The organism is Mycobacterium sp. 134 (assembly GCF_048282715.1).
In the GTDB taxonomy this organism is placed as follows: domain Bacteria; phylum Actinomycetota; class Actinomycetes; order Mycobacteriales; family Mycobacteriaceae; genus Mycobacterium; species Mycobacterium septicum.
The window spans coordinates 200324-217277 of the sequence record NZ_JBLVUN010000008.1 but is presented as its reverse complement, the minus strand read 5'-3'; the positions used below and the strand labels follow the sequence as shown (position 1 = coordinate 217277).

Annotated in this window: 20 protein-coding genes; 8 read left to right on the top strand and 12 right to left on the bottom strand. The window is 66.8% G+C overall.

The annotated features are described in order from the left end of the window. Window positions 1–269: 269 nt before the first annotated feature. Window positions 270–2327, bottom strand: a complete 2058-nt coding sequence (locus ACNQVK_RS05930; RefSeq protein ID WP_418028787.1) for a heavy metal translocating P-type ATPase — start codon at window positions 2325–2327, stop codon at window positions 270–272. 62 nt (window positions 2328–2389) lie between these two features. On the opposite strand from ACNQVK_RS05930, the gene ACNQVK_RS05925 reads away from it, so the two are divergent. Both ACNQVK_RS05925 and aqpZ read left to right on the top strand, forming a co-directional pair. After that, window positions 2390–3190: a hotdog domain-containing protein gene (locus ACNQVK_RS05925; RefSeq protein WP_418028786.1), complete on the top strand. Its 801-nt coding sequence runs from the start codon at window positions 2390–2392 to the stop codon at window positions 3188–3190. A gap of 153 nt (window positions 3191–3343) precedes the next feature. Next, window positions 3344–4105, top strand: a complete 762-nt coding sequence (gene aqpZ, locus ACNQVK_RS05920) for an aquaporin Z (protein ID WP_418028785.1) — start codon at window positions 3344–3346, stop codon at window positions 4103–4105. Between the two features lie 13 nt (window positions 4106–4118). Here the strand turns inward: aqpZ and ACNQVK_RS05915 are convergent, their stop codons facing one another. From ACNQVK_RS05915 to ACNQVK_RS05900, 4 genes are all read right to left on the bottom strand, one after another. After that, window positions 4119–4943, bottom strand: a complete 825-nt coding sequence (locus ACNQVK_RS05915; RefSeq protein WP_418028784.1) for a hydrolase — start codon at window positions 4941–4943, stop codon at window positions 4119–4121. Window positions 4944–4977: 34 nt separating this feature from the next. Further along, the gene (locus ACNQVK_RS05910) at window positions 4978–5529 is read right to left on the bottom strand and encodes a Dps family protein (RefSeq protein WP_418028783.1); all 552 of its coding nucleotides are present in this window, start codon (window positions 5527–5529) and stop codon (window positions 4978–4980) included. Between the two features lie 71 nt (window positions 5530–5600). Next, window positions 5601–6500, bottom strand: coding sequence for a DNA-3-methyladenine glycosylase family protein (locus tag ACNQVK_RS05905; RefSeq protein ID WP_418028782.1), 900 nt, complete (start codon window positions 6498–6500; stop codon window positions 5601–5603). Between the two features lie 9 nt (window positions 6501–6509). Next, window positions 6510–6869 carry a DUF427 domain-containing protein gene (locus tag ACNQVK_RS05900; RefSeq protein ID WP_418028781.1) on the bottom strand — a complete coding sequence of 120 codons (360 nt, stop codon included), beginning with the start codon at window positions 6867–6869 and terminating at the stop codon, window positions 6510–6512. A gap of 51 nt (window positions 6870–6920) precedes the next feature. Between ACNQVK_RS05900 and ACNQVK_RS05895 the strand changes: the two genes are divergently transcribed. Both ACNQVK_RS05895 and ACNQVK_RS05890 read left to right on the top strand, forming a co-directional pair. Then, on the top strand, window positions 6921–7901 hold the full coding sequence (locus ACNQVK_RS05895) for an aldo/keto reductase (protein ID WP_418028780.1): 981 nt from the start codon (window positions 6921–6923) through the stop codon (window positions 7899–7901). Window positions 7902–7921: 20 nt separating this feature from the next. After that, entirely contained in the window at window positions 7922–8377 is a 456-nt protein-coding gene (locus tag ACNQVK_RS05890) for an SRPBCC family protein (protein WP_418028779.1), read from the top strand. Window positions 8378–8399: 22 nt separating this feature from the next. Here ACNQVK_RS05890 and ACNQVK_RS05885 read toward each other — a convergent pair whose 3' ends face one another. Then, window positions 8400–9923, bottom strand: a complete 1524-nt coding sequence (locus ACNQVK_RS05885; protein ID WP_418028778.1) for an HNH endonuclease signature motif containing protein — start codon at window positions 9921–9923, stop codon at window positions 8400–8402. A gap of 69 nt (window positions 9924–9992) precedes the next feature. Between ACNQVK_RS05885 and ACNQVK_RS05880 the strand changes: the two genes are divergently transcribed. Next, entirely contained in the window at window positions 9993–10499 is a 507-nt protein-coding gene (locus ACNQVK_RS05880; RefSeq protein WP_418028777.1) for a DUF4262 domain-containing protein, read from the top strand. Between the two features lie 136 nt (window positions 10500–10635). Beyond that, a complete protein-coding gene (locus ACNQVK_RS05875; RefSeq protein WP_418028776.1) occupies window positions 10636–10854 on the top strand; it encodes a hypothetical protein in 219 nt (72 codons plus the stop codon). Window positions 10855–10917: 63 nt separating this feature from the next. Here ACNQVK_RS05875 and ACNQVK_RS05870 read toward each other — a convergent pair whose 3' ends face one another. From ACNQVK_RS05870 to ACNQVK_RS05855, 4 genes are all read right to left on the bottom strand, one after another. Then, the gene (locus ACNQVK_RS05870; RefSeq protein ID WP_418028775.1) at window positions 10918–11736 is read right to left on the bottom strand and encodes a class I SAM-dependent methyltransferase; all 819 of its coding nucleotides are present in this window, start codon (window positions 11734–11736) and stop codon (window positions 10918–10920) included. Window positions 11737–11798: 62 nt separating this feature from the next. Then, complete coding sequence (locus tag ACNQVK_RS05865) at window positions 11799–12815, bottom strand: NAD-dependent epimerase/dehydratase family protein (RefSeq protein WP_418028774.1); 1017 nt, start codon at window positions 12813–12815, stop codon at window positions 11799–11801. Next, window positions 12812–13318, bottom strand: a complete 507-nt coding sequence (locus ACNQVK_RS05860) for a nuclear transport factor 2 family protein (protein ID WP_418028773.1) — start codon at window positions 13316–13318, stop codon at window positions 12812–12814. Before ACNQVK_RS05860 ends, ACNQVK_RS05865 begins: the two co-directional genes overlap by 4 nt. 42 nt (window positions 13319–13360) lie before the next feature. Next, the gene (locus ACNQVK_RS05855) at window positions 13361–13765 is read right to left on the bottom strand and encodes a hypothetical protein (RefSeq protein ID WP_418028772.1); all 405 of its coding nucleotides are present in this window, start codon (window positions 13763–13765) and stop codon (window positions 13361–13363) included. Between the two features lie 35 nt (window positions 13766–13800). On the opposite strand from ACNQVK_RS05855, the gene msrA reads away from it, so the two are divergent. Next, window positions 13801–14316 (top strand): peptide-methionine (S)-S-oxide reductase MsrA, encoded by a 516-nt coding sequence (gene msrA, locus ACNQVK_RS05850; protein WP_044513966.1) that lies wholly within the window; start codon window positions 13801–13803, stop codon window positions 14314–14316. A gap of 6 nt (window positions 14317–14322) precedes the next feature. On the opposite strand, the gene ACNQVK_RS05845 is transcribed toward msrA, so the two are convergent. Further along, window positions 14323–15684, bottom strand: a complete 1362-nt coding sequence (locus ACNQVK_RS05845) for a cytochrome P450 (RefSeq protein WP_418028771.1) — start codon at window positions 15682–15684, stop codon at window positions 14323–14325. A gap of 92 nt (window positions 15685–15776) precedes the next feature. On the opposite strand from ACNQVK_RS05845, the gene ACNQVK_RS05840 reads away from it, so the two are divergent. Continuing rightward, entirely contained in the window at window positions 15777–16394 is a 618-nt protein-coding gene (locus tag ACNQVK_RS05840; RefSeq protein WP_418028770.1) for a TetR/AcrR family transcriptional regulator, read from the top strand. Here ACNQVK_RS05840 and ACNQVK_RS05835 read toward each other — a convergent pair. Continuing rightward, window positions 16371–16940, bottom strand: a complete 570-nt coding sequence (locus ACNQVK_RS05835; RefSeq protein ID WP_090429779.1) for a TetR/AcrR family transcriptional regulator — start codon at window positions 16938–16940, stop codon at window positions 16371–16373. The two genes, ACNQVK_RS05840 and ACNQVK_RS05835, sit on opposite strands and share 24 nt — an antisense overlap. Window positions 16941–16954: the final 14 nt, after the last annotated feature.

Below are 16954 nucleotides of genomic sequence, written 5' to 3'. Positions count from 1 at the left end.
GTGGCAGATGCCAACTTAGCCAAGGCTAACTATACTCTGTCGCCAGCTTTTAACCCCGCGGACAGACCTGTCGCAGAAATCATCAATCACATTGCAGCCCTTGATATTTGACACATTCCCAACAGGGGGACCCCCACCCCCCTTCCGGGCCAACCACTGCCCGAATCATCAGATCTGTTTGCTGGGACATATAAAAACACTGTTATAGTGCTGTTATATCCACTTTTATATTTGCAGGAAAGCTTAGTCAGATTCTTAGATTTGCACAGTCAGCGCCCCGAGACCCGCGTAACGCTGCGTACGCCGGCCTCGGGCCGCAAGTCGAGGCGACGTAGCGACTGCGCATTGAGTGCCACGACAACCGTCGACGCTGACATCAATATCGCTCCGATGGACATCGGCATTACAAAACCCAGCGGAGCGGCCACACCGGCGGCCAACGGGACCGAGATCAGGTTGTAACCCGCTGCCCACCAAAGGTTCTGCTTCATCTTGCGGTAGGACTGCCGGGAAAGCTCGATCACCGAGAGCACCGATCGCGGGTCCGAGCTCGCCAGGATGACGCCCGCCGAGGCGATGGCGACGTCGGTACCCGCGCCGATGGCGATGCCGACGTCCGCGGCGGCCAGTGCCGGCGCATCGTTGACGCCGTCGCCCACCATGGCCACCCGCATGCCTTCGCGCTGGAGTTCGGCGACCTTGGCAGCCTTGTCTTCAGGCCGTACACCTGCGAATACGCGGTCGATGCCCAGCTCTGAGGCCACCGCGGAGGCCACCGGAGCGGCGTCGCCAGTGATCATCACCACTTCGATGCCAAGTTCGTGCAGCGCGTCGACGGCCTGCCGGGATTCCGGCCGGATCTCGTCGGCCAGGGCCAACGCGCCGGCCACGCTCCCGTCGACCAGGACGTGCAGCACGGTGGCGCCATCCCACCGGGCGGTGTCCGGCAGCGGGGCCTGCCCGGTCTGTTCGAGTAATGCGGGCCCGCCGACCTGCACGCGCTGCCCACCGACCAGGGCGCTGACCCCGACCGCGGGCGAGGAGCTGAAATCGCTCGCCGCCGGGATGTCGAGGCCGCGGTGCTGCGCTGCCGCGACGATGGCGCGGGCCAGCGGGTGTTCGGAATCCGCCTCCGCGGCTGCCGCCAATGCCAGTACGTCGTTCTCCGGACGGTCTGTGGCCACCACCGCGGTGACGGCCGGTTCGCCCTTGGTCAGGGTTCCGGTCTTGTCGAACAGGACCGCGCCGACCGTGCGCATGGTTTCCAGCGCCAGGCGGTCCTTGATCAGCACCCCGCCCCGGGCGGCCCGCTCGGTCGCGATGGACACCACCAGCGGGATCGCCAGCCCCAGGGCGTGCGGGCACGCGATGACCAGCACCGTGATCGTGCGTACGACGGCCTGGTCGGGTTCGCCCAACAGGGTCCACGCCAACGCCGTCAGCACAGCCGATCCCAGCGCGAACCAGAACAGCCAGCCCGCGGCCCGGTCGGCCAGGCGCTGCGCCCGCGACGAGGAGTTCATCGCCTCGCCGACCAACCGTTGGATGCCGGCCAGCGCGGTGTCGTCGCCGACGGCCGTCACCCGGATCCGCAGCCCGGAGTCGGTGGCGACGGTGCCCGCGACGACGTCGTCACCCGCACTTCGGCGCACCGTTCGCGACTCCCCCGTCACCATCGACTCATCCATGTCGGCGGCACCGTCGACGATGCGGCCGTCGACGGGCACGCTGCCGCCCGGCCGCACGATCACCAGGTCGCCGACCTGCAGATCGGCCGGGGCCACGGTCACCACCTGCTCGGCATCGCCGTCGTTCTCGACGCGTTCGGCTTCGTCGGGCAGCAGCGCGGCCAGCGAGTCGAGTGCCGAAGTGGTCTGGGCCAGCGACCGCATCTCGATCCAGTGGCCCAGCAGCATGATCACGATCAGCAGAGCGAGCTCCCACCAGAAGTCCAGCTCGTGGTGCAGCACTCCGAGGCTCGCCCCCCACGACGAGATGAACGCGACGGTGATCGCCAATCCGATCAACAGCATCATTCCCGGTGCGCGCGAACGTATCTCGCTGATCGCGCCGGTCAGGAACGGCCGTCCGCCCCACACGTACATGACCGTGCCGAGCACCGGCGAGATCCAGCGCGCCCCAGGGAAGCCCGGAAGGTCGTAGCCGAGGAGCATCGCGAACATCGGTGAGAGTGCCACCGTCGGCACGGCCAGCGCCGCCATGACCCAGAACAACCTTCGGAACTGCGCGACATGGTCGCCGTGGCCGCCATGCCCAGCGTGACCGGTGTGTTCGTGCTCGTGCATCGCGTGTTCGGTCGTGGTCATGTCGCCACTGTATACCCCTAGGGGGTATCTGGCCACCGTGATGGGCGTAACTGTTGACGGCGATGCACTATCCGCTGAACACCCCGCTGGGCCGCATGGGCGTACAAACCCTTGAAGAGGGCCCGGATCGTTGCGTGGCCTCCATACCCGTGGGCGGCCTGCTCAATCCGCTGACGCACGCCCCGACCCTCGCTCCGCTGGCGATGCTGGTCGACCACATCGGCGGCCTGGCCAACCACTATCGCCGCGATGAGGACGAGTGGACGGTGTCCAGCGAGCTGGCCATCGAGCTGACCCCGCACGCGCTGGACCTCGTCGCCGCGGCACCGGATGAACCCGTGGTCGCGACGGCACGGCCGTTCGGCCCGAAGGGCACGGGTTCGTTGAGCCTGTCCGAGCTGACCCACGGCGGCCGGCTGATGGCGACGGCGACGGTTCGGTCCTTCCACATCCACACCCCTGGACACATCGCCGCCTGGCCCTCCGACTCGACCGAGGGGACGCCGCCTGCCGCTCTCGAAGACCGCATTTCGGTCGAGATCGCCGAGACGGGCGGCCAGGCCGCGGTACTGCGGCAGCTGCCGGATCCCGTTATCAACAACAGCATCGGCATCGTGCACGGCGGGGTGTCCGCGGCGGCGCTCGAACTCGTGGGCTCCGCCGCCCTCGGCGACGGCACTGGTGCGCCGTGGCGGACGGCTTCGTTGCGGGTCAATTATCTGCGCCAGTTCCGCGGCGGCAACGAATCCCGTTATGAGGCACGGGCATTGCGCACCGGACGGAGCTCGGGAGTAGCCGACGCGCAGGCCATCGGCGATGACGGCGCGGTCGCCTTGATCGCCCGGCTAACCGCGTACCGCTGAGCAGCGGTCCCGTGTTTGAGCGTCTGATCTCGGGCTAGTTTCGTTGCTGCGGCGTAAATTTCACTATGCAATCGATTCGGCAACAACGATCCTGCCATTGGCCACTGGCGTGACACGCTCCGGGTGAACCACACCTATACGGAGGAGTTCGCCATGAGTACGCCAACCATGTCACATCGATTGGCAGCCGAGTTCATCGGGACGTTCTGGCTGGTCCTGGGCGGCTGCGGTAGCGCGGTGTTCGCCGCGAAGTTTCTCTCCGACGGCTTCTCCGTGGGTATCGGTTTCCTGGGGGTCGCCCTCGCGTTCGGCCTGACCGTGCTGACCGGCGTGTACGCCTTCGGCACCATCTCGGGCGGGCACTTCAACCCCGCGGTCACGCTGGGCGCCGCGCTGGCCCGCCGCGTCGAGTGGGCAGCCGTTGTGCCGTACTGGATTTCACAGGTCGTCGGCGGCCTGGTCGCCGGTCTGGTGATCTACGTGATCGCCAGCGGCAAGGACGGCTGGTCCGCCACCGGGAACATGGCCGCCAACGGTTTCGGCGAACACTCCCCAGGCGGGTACTCACTGGCCGCTGTGCTTCTCGCCGAGGTGATCCTCACCGCGGTGTTCCTGCTGGTCATCCTCGGTGCCACCGATGACCGTGCGCCGAAGGGCTTTGCCGGCCTTGCTATCGGGCTCACCCTGACGCTGATCCACCTGATCTCGATCCCGATCTCCAACACCTCGGTGAACCCGGCCCGCTCCACGGCAGTCGCCTTCTTCAACGGCAACGGCGCGCCCGCACAGTTGTGGGCGTTCTGGCTGGCCCCGCTGGTCGGTGCGGCCATCGCCGGCCTGGCCTACGCGTTCCTGTTCGGTACGGCCGAGGAGCTGGCCGACCGGCCGGTGCGTGAGGACGCTCTCGACCGGTAGCCCGCCCGCCAGATCAGGTCAGGTGGTCGAATTCACCACTGACCCAACGAATATGTGTCTCGGCCGACCGGTGCACTACATCCTTGGCGGCGCTGTCGATCTCGTCGCCGCCAAGGGTGTAGAGCCGGTCGTAGTCGTATTCGTCGAGCCGGTCCACGATCCGCCGCACCACCGCGGCCGACAGCGGGACGTGCTTGGGGAAATTCCGCTGGAAAGACACCCAGTTCCGGGCCAGCCCACCAGAGATGGTGTCCCCGACCAGCAGAGTGCCATCGGCCGTCAGCGCCACCGAACTGCCCCGCATGTGGCCGCCGACATGTATCAGCCGTAGCCCGGGCAGTGGTTCGGATTGCCCGCCCCACAGCTCGATCAGCGGATCCGGACCCGGAAGCCACTCGGCATCAAGGGAGTTCACATATACCGGCACTCCCCCGAATGCCCTGCTCCAACTGAGTTGCGCACCGAACATGTGCGGATGGCTGGCGGCAACAGCAGCGACACCACCGAGGCCGTGGACGAGGCCGACGATCTCGTCGTCCAGGTAGCCCGGCGAATCCCACAGCAGGTTTCCGTTCGCGGTCTGCACAAGGAACGACCGGTGCCCGATGGCGAACTTGGGCGCTCTGCGCAGGCTGTGCACCCCGCGGCCGTGGTCGACGTGTTCGGTGTGGTGTGCCTGAGCCGCCAGTTCATCCAGCGTGGTCCAGGTACCGTGCGGCGGCAGGTCACCACGTTCCTCGATCGATACCTCCTCGGACGTCAGCACGCAGCTGCTCGCCGGTTCGGTGTCGGAATCAGGGTGTTCCACACCGCATCCCGTGCAAATCCAAGTAGGCATACCGCCGAGCTTGGCACCTCAACAATGGTTCAGGTCAAGCGCTCTTACGTCGCGCCTTGCCCGCCGCGCCGCGCTCGGTGGGCGCGCCCTCATGGGCCAGCGTGCCCCCGGCGCTCTCCAGATGGGCCCGGACGAACCATTGGAACTTCTCCAGTTCGGCGGCGTGATCGATGAGAACGTCCTGGGAGACCAGGTCAAGTTTCTCCAGACGGGCGATCGCCTTACGGATGTCCTCGATCACCCCGTTGTAGACGAGGTCGAGCGCCGCGAGGTGGGCTTGCACCTTGTCACGCCCGACGGAGTAGTCGTCCCAGGTGCGGTCGGCGACGATGGCGCCCGGAGTGCCCTTCGGCGATTTACCCAGTGCGGCAATCCGTTCAGCGACCTCGTCGGCGTAGGCCCGCACCAGCTCCACCTGCGGGTCGATCATCTCGTGCACGCCGATGAAGTTCGGACCGACGACGTTCCAGTGGACATGCTTGAGCGTCAGATGCAGGTCGTTGTATGTGCTGAGCTGCTTCTGCAACAGCTCGGCCACGTCGCTCCCCTGCTTGTCCGTCAGTCCGGGAATGGTGAACGAGGTCATTGCGGCTCCTTTCGAGTCACGATCGGTTCCCGTCCCGGGTACCCGACAACCGCGGCGCGCAATCAGGCCGGCTACAACGAACGCAGATTCGGAATCGCCTGACGCGCTCCGAATCGCGGATTGGTGGCCAGCCCGCTGGCTTCCAGCAGTCGGACAGCCCGTTGCCGGTGTGGGCGCAGTGGTTCGAGCAGCTCCACCATGGCCGCATCATCGATCGGCCTGCCGAGCAGGGTGCGCCCCACCATCGTCGCCAGGTGATAGTCCCCCACCGACAGGGCGTCGGCGTCGCCGAAGGCACGCTGCACGGTTTCGGCTGCCGTCCATTCGCCGACGCCGGGCAGCGACCGCAGCGCCGACACGGCCCGTTCAGCGGTGAGCCGCTCGAGGGCGTCGGCACGCTGAGCGCACCCGACGATGGTGCGGGACCGGCCCGGGTCCACGTTGGCCCGGTGGAATTCCCACGACGGGATGCGTCGCCACGCCTCGGCCGTGGGCGGTACCCGCATCCCGGCGGGCGCCGGTCCCGGAGCCGGAGCGCCGTACGTCGTCACCAACCGCCGCCAGGCCCGCCAGGCATCCATGCCCGAGACGCGCTGCTCGATGATCGCGGGCACCAGGGCCTCCAGGACCCGGCCGCTGCGACCCAGGCGCAGATGCGGCACCCGCCGATGGGCCTCGGCGATCGTCGGTTCGACCGGGTCGAAGCCGGTCAGGTCGTCATCGGCGCCCATCAGCGCCGCGAACCCGTCGAGGAACTCCGCGCTCCCGGCGCCCCACGCCTCGCAGTCCACGGTTTCTGGGGCCGATTTGGTGATCCGCGCGGTGACCGGGCCGGTGTTCATCGCACTGACGCGCCAGATCGCACCGTCGGCACCGACCCGGTTACAGGGGTCGCCACCGCCGCGCCGCCATGGGCCCAACGTCAGGCCCGGGCTGGCCGGACCCTCGAATACGACGCTGGTTGAGGGCACAGCACCAGGTTAAGCCAGGGCGATCCGAGCCTTCTCCGGGTAGAACGCCAGGTGGCCGGCGATTTCGGCGACGGCCGGATACGGGTCCTCATACGTCCAGACCACGTCGGCGACTCCGCCCACGTTGTAGTAGTTCGCCTCACCTTTGTACGGACAGTAGGTGGTGTTGGCACTACGGGACAACGTCTCGAACACCACGTCGGTGCGCGGAATGTACTGCACCGCCGGGTAGGTCGACTCTTGCAGGGTCAGGGCATCATCGGTCTGGGCGACGATCGCGCCGCCGATCGTGACGGTGACCCGACGCCCGGTCGGGGTGATGGTGATGGGGTGGGCTGCGCTGGGCAGCAGCACCTGGCGCTCGGTCATATGCGGGACAACACCGAGGTGCTGCCACCGATTCCCGGGCAGACTGGGGAGATGGGAACTTTGCAGAAGGCGCGGCTGGGTGACCTTGAGGTGGCACGGATCGGGCTGGGCACGATGGGCATGTCTTTCGCCTACGGCAGCGCGGGTCGCGACGACGCCGAGTCCATCCGCACCATTCATCGTGCGATTGACCTGGGTGTCAGCCTCATCGATACCGCGGAGGTGTACGGGCCGTACGTGAACGAGGAGTTGGTCGGCCGGGCGCTTCAGGGCCGGCGCGACGAGGTCGTGCTCGCCACGAAGTTCGGGATGATCTCCCACACCGGACGAGACGGGGTGGACAGCAGCCCGGCCAACATCCGCACCGCCGTGGAAGGGTCACTGCGCCGGCTGGGCACCGACCACATCGATCTCTACTACCAACACCGGTTGGACCGGTCGACGCCGATCGAGGAGACCGTCGGTGTGCTCGCCGAACTCATCGGCGAGGGCAAGGTGCGCCACATCGGGTTGTCCGAGGTCGGAGTCGAGACCATCCGCCGTGCCCACGCGGTCCATCCGATCACCGCACTGCAATCGGAGTATTCGTTGTTCACCCGAGATCCCGAGGACGGGATTCTGGACACGTTGCGCGAGAACGGGATCGGTTTCGTGGCGTACTCGCCGCTGGGCCGCGGGTTCCTCACCGGGCAGATCCGGTCGGTCGACGATCTGGCCGACGACGACACCCGCCGGGACAACCCTCGGTTCGCCGGTGAGAACTTCGCGACGAACCTGCGCCTGGCCGACGAGGTGCGGGCGATCGCCGACGATTCAGGCGTAACGCCGGGGCAGGTAGCCCTCGCCTGGCTGCTGTCGCGCGGCCCCGACATCGTGCCGATCCCCGGAACCAGACGTGTCGAGCGGCTGGAGGAGAACGTCGCCGCCGATGCCGTGACGCTCAGTGCCGATCAGCTGTCCAGGCTCGACAACCTCGCGCCTGCCGCGGGCGACCATCACACCGCTGCTCAGATGCGAATGATCGACCGGTAGCCCGGGGCTACGATCGCCCCATGACCGAGCCTGTGAAAGCCACCGTGTCCATCGCCGCCGATCCCGCGGCGGTGTACGCACTCATCACCGACCTGTCCACGCTGGCCTCACTCGCCGAGGAGGCCCATGCGATGGAGTGGCAGAAGGGCTCCTCGGCCACCCCCGGTTCGGTTTTCAAGGGACACAACCGCAATGGCTCCAAAGCCTGGAGCACCGTCTGCACGATCACCGACGCCGAGCCGGGCAAGACCTTCGCCTTCGACGTGAAGTCCCTGGTGTTCCCGGTGGCCCACTGGCGTTACGACATCGCGGCCGCCGACGGCGGCTGCACGGTGACCGAGTCCACCTGGGATCGCCGCGCAGGATGGTTCAAGAAGGTCGCGGGGCTGGCCACCGGAGTTCCCGACCGTGACAGCGCCAACGCCGAGCACATCCAGCTCACCCTGCAGCGGCTCAAGGAGCGCGCCGAGGCTTGAGCCGAGGGCTACATCTGGTGGCTCAGAACGGTGGCGGTGGTCCGCATTCTTCGGCGAGCCAGGCTTGGTAGTGGCGTTCGATTTCGAGGTCGTTGTTGAGTTCAGCGCGTAGGCGTCGTTCGGCGGTGATGCGGTCTTGGCGGTCTTGTTCGCGGGTGTGGCGGCGTCTTGGCATCATGGCGCCGCGGTCCGGGCTCGCAGCTGGCGGTTCGGGCAGGTTCAGTTCTCCGGTCGGGGTGCCCAGGGTCGGGAACATGCCGGCGCCGTGGGGTTCGGTGGTGTAGGTGTGGCCGGTGGGTGCGGTGATTTCGACGGTGCCGTCGGGTAATTGGCGGTCCGACCAGCCGGGGCAGAACGTTTTGACCAGGTGATGGGTGCGGCAGTAAAGCTTGGTGTTGGACGGATGGGTCGGACCCAGCGGATAGGGCATCGTGTGGTCGATATCGCAACGCTGGACCGGGGCGTCACAACCCGGGAACCGGCAGGTCAGGTCCCGCCACCGGATGAACTCCGAGAGCGCCACCGACGGGCGATACCCCGGCTCAGACGCATCAGACGCCGTCGACGTATCAGCGGTCTCGCCGGACTCAGCGCAGTCGGTGGGTTTGGCCGCCTCACCGGATTCGGTTGGCGCAGGGGTGCCAGCCTTTTCGGCGGGCACATGCAACGGCTTGAGTTTCGCGCTTGCGGCCAGGTCGCGCACGCGGTCGGCGGGCAGGATCCCATACCCGGGTAGATAGCCCGGATCATCACTGGTGCCATCCAAGGTGGTGTGGTCGACCAGCACATGAATCACCGCGGCATTGGCGGCGGCCCGCTTCTGAGCGGCGGGGCACTCCGGTAGCCCGCACCGGCACACCAATTGGGATTCCAGCCGCGCCAACGGACCCACAGCATCACAGCGGCGCTGCTGCTGGGTGCGCGGATCGTTCTCACACACCGTCGCCGCCAAAGCATCCAGGCGTTGATTCAACGCCGCCCCGTCGGCGGCATCGACGTTGCCCCACACCGAGGCCCTACCCGGGCTGTGCGGCTCAATCTGCACAAACCGCTCCTCGACCAGATTCGGCGGCACCCGCTCCCCGTTCGGATCGAGTTTGGCGATCCACTGATCCACCCGATCCCGCAGTTTGGGTTCCGACAGCCGCATCCACCGATGCGCCCGCGCCGCCAACTCCGCATCCAACACCGCCCACACCTCCGGATCGGCGATGCCGGTACGGGCGATGATCATGCACACCACCCGATAATCGATCTCCCCGGCCGCCAACCGCGCCGCCACCAACGGCAGCTTGTCGCGCAACACCCGAGCCCGCTGAACCTGCGTGCCCGCGCGGCCCCGACTGATCCGCAACGCCGCCGACACCTCGGCAGCCACCTCCTCGAACGGATCAGTCCGCCAGAAAATCGACTCGATCAACTCCTGCTCGCGCAAAGAGTCCAACGCCCCGATCGCGGCCAACCGGGCCGCGATCGCCACCGACTCCGCCCGCGCGGTGGCACTGATCCTGTCGATCAACGCCACATCGGAATCGCTCTCGAACATACGTTCGAGTATGCCACCACCCACCGACACCCGCAGGCCCTTCCGGACATGTCGTACCCCGGGAGGAATGTGACGGCCGAGCACCAACGAAAGGGGAACCTGATGTGCTGGATCTGCGATCACCCCGAGGCAACCAGACAGGACTATCTCGAGTGCCTGCGGGAGAAGACCTTCAAGCGTGGCTGGGCCGTGCAATACGTCGAGCACGAACGCAGGCCGTTCGGCTACACCATCGGGCTCAGCGAGGCAGGGCTACCCGAGTTGCTGATCACCGGACTGGAGCCGCTGATGACGTGGAAGCTGCTGAACACAGTGGCGGAATACATGGTGGACGAGACGGAACCCGCCCCGGGCGACACCATCACGCTGCCCGATGACTGGTTCGCCGAGTTCGTCGAAGTCAGCGAGCCCACCGCCCATCTCGGCTTCGCGGTGGAGTTGTGCGGTTACGACATCCGCGCGCTGCAGGTCGTGTGGCATGACCGGCAAGGCCACTCGCCCTGGTGTTCCGAGTTCAACCGGGGCGGTCCCCGCCAGCCTGTTCTCGGCGTGCGGGTACCGCGCGAAACCGCTTGAACATGCTTCTTTCTGCCATGAGGCGATCAATTTCTGCCATCGGAAATTGTCGCTCTGAGCTCTCGGTTTACACAGTCATAACCGGCACGGACAGCACCAGAAACAACAGCCGGAAGTAACAGAGAGAAGCAGGGAAATGAAGAAGTTCGGATTCGCCATCGTCGCCGCCAGCGGACTGGGTGCAGCCGTTCTGGGGCTGGCCGCACCGGCCCAGGCCGCCGAGCCCGCTCACGTCGCAGCTCCCAACAGCGTCACCATCTCGGCAGGTGTGGACCACCTGAACTGGCTCGATCAGCTGCACCCGAAGCCGATGGTTCCCAAGGTGGACAACACCGTTCGCCACAGCGGCCGCTGATACCGGCAGACGACAGAGGGGCAGCCCAGAGATGGGTTGCCCCTCTTCGCTTTTCGGAGACACTCAGAACGCGTAGCGGTGATACTGCGCCATGTACCGCAGCACAGGTACCGGCTTCATGATGGCCAGCATCATCCGGTAGTACCAGGGCAGCGTGTTGAACACCTTGTCATCGAAGGGCGATGCCCAGGCCAACAGCCTGGTACCCGGTACCGCACGCAGGATGTCCTCGGGCTTGTTGATGGCCCAGTGCAGTTTGGCGCCGGACCGGCGCACCACGGTGTTGCTCCACTGCGATTTGATGCCGAGCGTGTTGAACGCATCGAATTGCAGTTCGCCGGAAGGGAATCCGTCGACGATGCGGCGCAGCAGCGCGACCCCGTCGTGTTCGGTGAGGTACATGGTGAGGCCTTCGCCGATCATCAGGGTCGGCCGATCGGCGGGGACGTCACGCAGCCAGGCCGGGTCAGTCACCGAGGCGGCCACCACGTGATAGTGCTCGGCCGACGGGTAGAGCTGCTCGCGCAGGTGCGCGACGTCGGGGTAGTCGATGTCGTACCACTCGACGCCGGGTCCCGGCCGCAGCCGGAAGAAGCGACCGTCCAATCCGCAGCCCAGATGCAGCACGACGGCCTCGGGGTGCACGGCCAGGAATTGGCGGGTCCACCGGTCGAAGTGCGCGCTGCGGGTGGTCACCGACGGTGACGTCGCCTCGGTGATCGACGTACGGCTCCAGTCATAGTCGATGCGGTCGGCGATGTCTTTCGCCATCTGGTCGCCGAGGATCGGGTTCGGCATCCCGGCGTCGAGCGCTTTGGCATAGAACGTCGCCAACATGGTCTGCGGAGCGCCGGACAGGTCGACTTTAAGCTTGTCGGTCATATCGCCAGGTTAGGCCGCAATACGCTTGCCGCCCAGTGGCTTAACACCCTTCGGCGTGGTGTTCAGCTGCTCTTCTGCGCGCGTTTGGCGGCGCGCAGGCCGACCCAGAACTTCGCCGCTTCGGCGATCGATTCCTCGACAGGCCTTGGCTGCCAACCGAGTTCACGCACGGCCTTGGAGTGATCGAGCTCGGCTTCGGCCCGCATGAGCCGCAGGGATTCCAGTGACAAACGCTCGTCGGTGCCACGCAGCTTGCCCTTGATGGTGCCCGCCGCGGCCAGCGCATAGGACACCGGCAGCGGAATCGACCGCTCGACAGGCGCGACGCCGGCCGCCTCGGCGGCCAGGCGCGCCACCTCGGCATTGCTGATCATCTTCTCCGAGATCAGATAGCGCTCACCCGGAGTGCCCCGGTCGGCGGCCAGGAGCATGGCCTTGGCCGCGTCGTCGATTCCGACGGCTTCCAGGTCGATCCCGCTCATCACGAACGGCAGCTTGCCGAACGCGGCACCGGCGATGATCGCACCGTGCGGGGTCCGGCCCCAGTCGCCGCTGCCGTAGGTGGTCGACACGCACATCGCGACGGCGGGCACACCACGCTCACGTGCGTACCGCAGCACCAGGTCCTCGGCCTCTACCCGCGACCGTACGTAGGGCGTCACCTTCGAGACGTCGACGATGTCGGCTTCGGTGGAACGCTTTCCGCGCTTGCGGCCGACGGTGACGTAACTGCTGGTGTAGACGAACTTTCGCAATTCGGGGAACTCGGCGGCCACGTCGAGCACGTTGCGGGTGCCCTCGACGTTGGTACGGAACAGCGGCGCGGGGTCGCGCAGCCAGCCACGGGCATCGACGACGCAGTGGTAGACGACGTCGCAGCCGGTCATCGCCTCGCGCAGGGCCTCGGTGTCGAAGACATCCCCGAGTACCCGTTTGACGTCGAGATCGTCGATCCCGATGGTGTTGGCGTTCGGCCGCACCATGGCACGGATCTCTGACCCGTCGTCGGCAGCGACCAGTTGGCGCAACACATGAGAGCCGAGAAATCCGTTGGCCCCGATGACCAGCTTGGCGCTCACTTGCCGCCCCCGAACTGCTTCCACCACTGCTCGGCCTCCTCGGTCAGCGTCCCGAGTTCGGCGGCCTTGCGGCACCATTTACGCGCCGCGGAGACAAATCTGAGCGGGTTGTAGACGTCTTCCTGACGCGACCACAGGCCGTCGCCGGCGTAGGTCAGGATCGAGATGTTGGTGGCGCTGATGATGGTGCCGTCACCGGGGTCGCGCATAGGGTTGTCTAGCTCGCAGATGATCCGTCCGGTGGGTTCGTCGATCACGTGCCACAACGACGGGAACGCCGTCATGTAACTGCCGGGGAACGAGGTCATGGTCTTCCAGATCCACGGCCGCACCTGCTCGCGCCCCTTCATGGTGCCCACGGCGTGCTCGATGTAGTCGACGTCGACGGTGTAGTGGTCAGCCCACACATCCCAGTTCTTGGTCTGCGCGGCCCGGTCGACGGTCTGCTCGAACGTTTCGAAGGCAGCGGCGAGTTCCTCGCGGCTGAAGGGGCTGCTCGTCACCCCAAAACTAGAACACGTTCTATCAGCGTTTGTCGAGACCCGTCACTGCACCGCCAGCACCTGCCGGGAACCCAGCGGGGCCTGCAGGGCCACCTCGGCACTGCCGTGCACCGCGAGCGCGATACACATGCGGCCGACGGACTCCGGTGGCGTTCCTCCGCGAAGCTCGATCGTCACCGCGTCGGCGGTCTCCCGCGTGACCAGGTGCACGCCGAAGCAATCCGGGGTACCCGCGGTGAAGTTGACCAGCAGGCCGTCCCCATCGCGGCTGAAGGATTCGATCGTGGTCACGTGAGGGTCGACGATCGCGGGGTTGTCGGTGAACAGCGTCCTGCCGGGATCAGGCGCCACCTCGGGCAGCACGACCGGGTTCGGCTCGGCCGCCGCGGTGGGGCATCCGGCCAGCAGGAGTAAACCGGCGGCCGCCGAGGTTGCAACTAGACGCATGACCACCACGGTAATCACGGAGCACAATGGGGCACATGGGCAACTATTCGACAGCGATTCTCGCGGGCGGCTGCTTCTGGGGCATGCAGGACCTCATCCGCAAGCAGCCCGGCGTGGTCTCCACCCGGGTCGGCTACACGGGCGGCCGCAACGACCATCCGACGTACCGCAACCACCCGGGCCACGCGGAGGCCGTCGAGATCGTCTACGACCCGACTCAGACCGATTTCCGCGCGCTGCTGGAGTTCTTTTTCCAGATCCACGATCCGTCCACCAAGGACCGGCAGGGCAACGACGTCGGCAGCAGCTACCGGTCGGCGATCTTCTACCTCGATGACGAACAGAAGCGCGTCGCGCTGGACACCATCGCCGATGTGGACGCGTCGGGACTGTGGCCGGGCAAGGTGGTCACCGAGGTGACCCCGGCGAGCGACTTCTGGGACGCCGAGCCTGAGCACCAGGACTACCTGGTGCATTACCCGAACGGGTACACCTGCCACTTCCCGCGCGCGGGATGGAAGCTGCCCAAGCGGCAGACCGCGAGCCAGTAGAGCAGGTCAGGCCCCCAGCGGCGTGGCGCGGCGGCGCACGACGATGCGCCCGCCCGCCGCGGGGGTGTAGGCCACGCCGCGGGAGTGCACCTTTTCTCCCGGTGCGGTGGTTGTCTCGATGACGAAGTGGCGCAGCACCGTTCGCAGCACCACATCCATCTCTACGTTGGCGAACACCGCCCCGACACAGCGCCGGGTGCCGCCGCCGTACGGGAGCCAGCCCAACCCGGGCCGGCTGCCGACGAATCGCTGCGGGTCGAACCGGTCCGGATCGGCGAACTCCCTTTCGGCCTCCTGGATCTGGGAGATGGCCACGATGATCGAATGCCCACGCGGAATCTCCCACTCGCCCAGCCGGATTGACGGTGCGTAGACGTGACGGCCGGCGAAGTCGATGACGGTGCGGTTGCGCTGCACCTCCAGGATGGTGGCCTGACGGTATTCGTTGCCGTCGGTGGCAGCCTCGGCCACCAGTCCGGCCAGCACCTGCGGGTGACGGCTGATCCGCTCGAAGGCCCAGCCCAGGGTCGAGGCGGTGGTCTCGTGACCGGCGGCCAGCAGGGTCAGCAGCTCGTCTCCGATGTCCTTGCGGGACATGGCAGATCCGTCCTCGTACGTGCTGCGCAACAGCAGAGCCAGGATGTCGTCGCGCTTGTCGAAGTCGGGGTCGGCTTCGACGCGGTCGATCAGCCGGTCGATGACGGCGTCGTAGCGACGGCGGTACGAGGCGAGCCGGCCCCACGGGCTGAACCGGCCGAACGTCCGGGTCGGGGTCGGCACCACCACGAGCCTGGAGCCCAGCGTGACCCAGGGCGGGATGATGCGGCGCAACTCGTCGAGCTGTTCACCGTCGGCGCCGAACACCGCACGCAGGATCGCGTTGAGGGTGATCCGCATCATCGGCTCGAGCGTCTCGAACTCCTGCCCTTGCGGCCAGTTCGCCGTTTCCCGCAGGGTCTCCTCTTCGAAGATCTGCTCGTAGTTCTTGATGCTCTTGCCGTGGAACGGCGGGGTGAGCAGCTTGCGACGGCGACGGTGATCGGTGCCGTCGAGGGCGAACACCGATCCGGATCCCAGGATGCGGCTCAGGTTGGGCTGGATGTTGCCGACGTCTTCGGTGTTGGCCGTGAAGAGCTGCTTGGCCAGCTGGGCGTCGGCGATCATCACGGTGGGGCCGAAGATCGGGAGCTTGAGGCTGAACACGTCGCCCTGACGGCGGGCGATCTGCTTGACCACCCAGCGCCTGGCGAGGGCGAAGCCGATGGCCTGCAACGGCTTCGGTACCCGCGCGGGCGGCGGTGTCCGGCCCGGCGCGACGCTCTCGATGGGGTTCTCGGTGGCCTTCTCAGCAGCTGCAAGCTCGGTCATACCATCTCCCGCCCGTCCTGGTACCGCCCAGTACCAATCGTTATGAGGTACGGTACTCCCAGGTACCAGGCAGCGCAAGGGGGTCGGCCACTATGACCGCAGTCAGCCATGCCGAATCTCCGGCTGACACCTACCGGCTGCGGTTGCTCGAAGGGCTCGCCGCGGCGATCAACGACAAGGGCTACCGCGAGACCACGGTGGCCGACATCGTCCGCCACGCCCGCACCTCCAAGCGCACGTTCTACGACCAGTTCGGCACCAAAGAGGACGGCTTCCTCGAACTGTTGCGTGCCAACAACGCCGCACTCGTCGACGGCATCACGGCCGCCGTCGACCCCGAGGCGGCCTGGACGGATCAGATCGGGCAGGCGGTCGGCGCCTATGTCGACCACATCGCCGCTGCCCCGGCGATCACCCTGAGTTGGATCCGCGAACTTCCCGCACTGGGCAGCAGGGCCCGCCCGCTGCAGCGTGCGGCCCTGCGCGAACTCACCGATCTGCTGATCGAACTCAGCGGCAGCGCCGGCTTCGAGCGTGCCGGCCTGCCCCGGCTCACCCAGCCGATGGCCATCATCCTGCTGGGCGGGCTACGCGAATTGACCGCACTGATCGTCGAGGACGGTGGCGACATCCACGACATCTACGGACCCGCGGTTGCCGCGTCGACGGCGATCATGACAGCGAATTCAGCTGAGCAGCAACCGCGCTGATTTCTCGAGCCGGCGCGAGATGCCGGCGTAGGTCTCGTACCCCATCCCGGCCCACACCAGGGTGCCGGTATAGAGCAACTCCAGCGCTTCGATCACGTCCATGTCCACATCCGGTCCGAGCGCGGCGACGAGCCTGCCCCGGATGTCAGCGCCGATACGCTGCCGCAGCGCGTCCACATCGGGATCCTTGCCCAGCAGGGCGTTGGTCACCGCGCCGGCGAACTCGGGTTCGTCGGCCACCAGCGACGCGATGTGTTGCAACACCTCGACCACTCGGGTGGCCGGGTCGGCCGACTCGTGCGCGGCCAGCGGAGCGGCAGAGAGTCTGCGCCAGAACACCTCGGCCACGAGGTGTTCCTTCGACGAGAAGTAGGTATAGGCGGTCGCTGCCCCGACCCCGGCCTCGGCGGCCACCCGGCGCACTGTCAGCCCGGCGAAGCCGTCCCGGATGATCAGCTCCACCGCGGCCCTACCCAGGCGTTCCACGGTGTCGGCCTGCCGGGCACTCAGACGGCGGCGCGTCGACTCCAGAGCCGCATCAGACACGTGTCCGGACGCTA

Excerpts from the sequence above, each read along its gene's own strand:
- ACNQVK_RS05845 (WP_418028771.1), bottom strand. The coding sequence starts at position 15,684 with ATGACCGAGCTTGCAGCTGCTGAGAAGGCCACCGAGAACCCCATCGAG.
- ACNQVK_RS05840 (WP_418028770.1), top strand. The coding sequence starts at position 15,777 with ATGACCGCAGTCAGCCATGCCGAATCTCCGGCTGACACCTACCGGCTG.
- ACNQVK_RS05915 (WP_418028784.1), bottom strand. The coding sequence starts at position 4,943 with ATGCCTACTTGGATTTGCACGGGATGCGGTGTGGAACACCCTGATTCC.
- ACNQVK_RS05875 (WP_418028776.1), top strand. The coding sequence starts at position 10,636 with ATGAAGAAGTTCGGATTCGCCATCGTCGCCGCCAGCGGACTGGGTGCA.
- ACNQVK_RS05930 (WP_418028787.1), bottom strand. The coding sequence starts at position 2,327 with ATGACCACGACCGAACACGCGATGCACGAGCACGAACACACCGGTCAC.
- ACNQVK_RS05900 (WP_418028781.1), bottom strand. The coding sequence starts at position 6,869 with ATGACCGAGCGCCAGGTGCTGCTGCCCAGCGCAGCCCACCCCATCACC.
- msrA (WP_044513966.1), top strand. The coding sequence starts at position 13,801 with ATGGGCAACTATTCGACAGCGATTCTCGCGGGCGGCTGCTTCTGGGGC.
- ACNQVK_RS05910 (WP_418028783.1), bottom strand. The coding sequence starts at position 5,529 with ATGACCTCGTTCACCATTCCCGGACTGACGGACAAGCAGGGGAGCGAC.
- ACNQVK_RS05870 (WP_418028775.1), bottom strand. The coding sequence starts at position 11,736 with ATGACCGACAAGCTTAAAGTCGACCTGTCCGGCGCTCCGCAGACCATG.
- ACNQVK_RS05885 (WP_418028778.1), bottom strand. The coding sequence starts at position 9,923 with ATGTTCGAGAGCGATTCCGATGTGGCGTTGATCGACAGGATCAGTGCC.
- ACNQVK_RS05925 (WP_418028786.1), top strand. The coding sequence starts at position 2,390 with ATGCACTATCCGCTGAACACCCCGCTGGGCCGCATGGGCGTACAAACC.
- ACNQVK_RS05895 (WP_418028780.1), top strand. The coding sequence starts at position 6,921 with ATGGGAACTTTGCAGAAGGCGCGGCTGGGTGACCTTGAGGTGGCACGG.
- ACNQVK_RS05855 (WP_418028772.1), bottom strand. The coding sequence starts at position 13,765 with ATGCGTCTAGTTGCAACCTCGGCGGCCGCCGGTTTACTCCTGCTGGCC.
- ACNQVK_RS05890 (WP_418028779.1), top strand. The coding sequence starts at position 7,922 with ATGACCGAGCCTGTGAAAGCCACCGTGTCCATCGCCGCCGATCCCGCG.
- aqpZ (WP_418028785.1), top strand. The coding sequence starts at position 3,344 with ATGAGTACGCCAACCATGTCACATCGATTGGCAGCCGAGTTCATCGGG.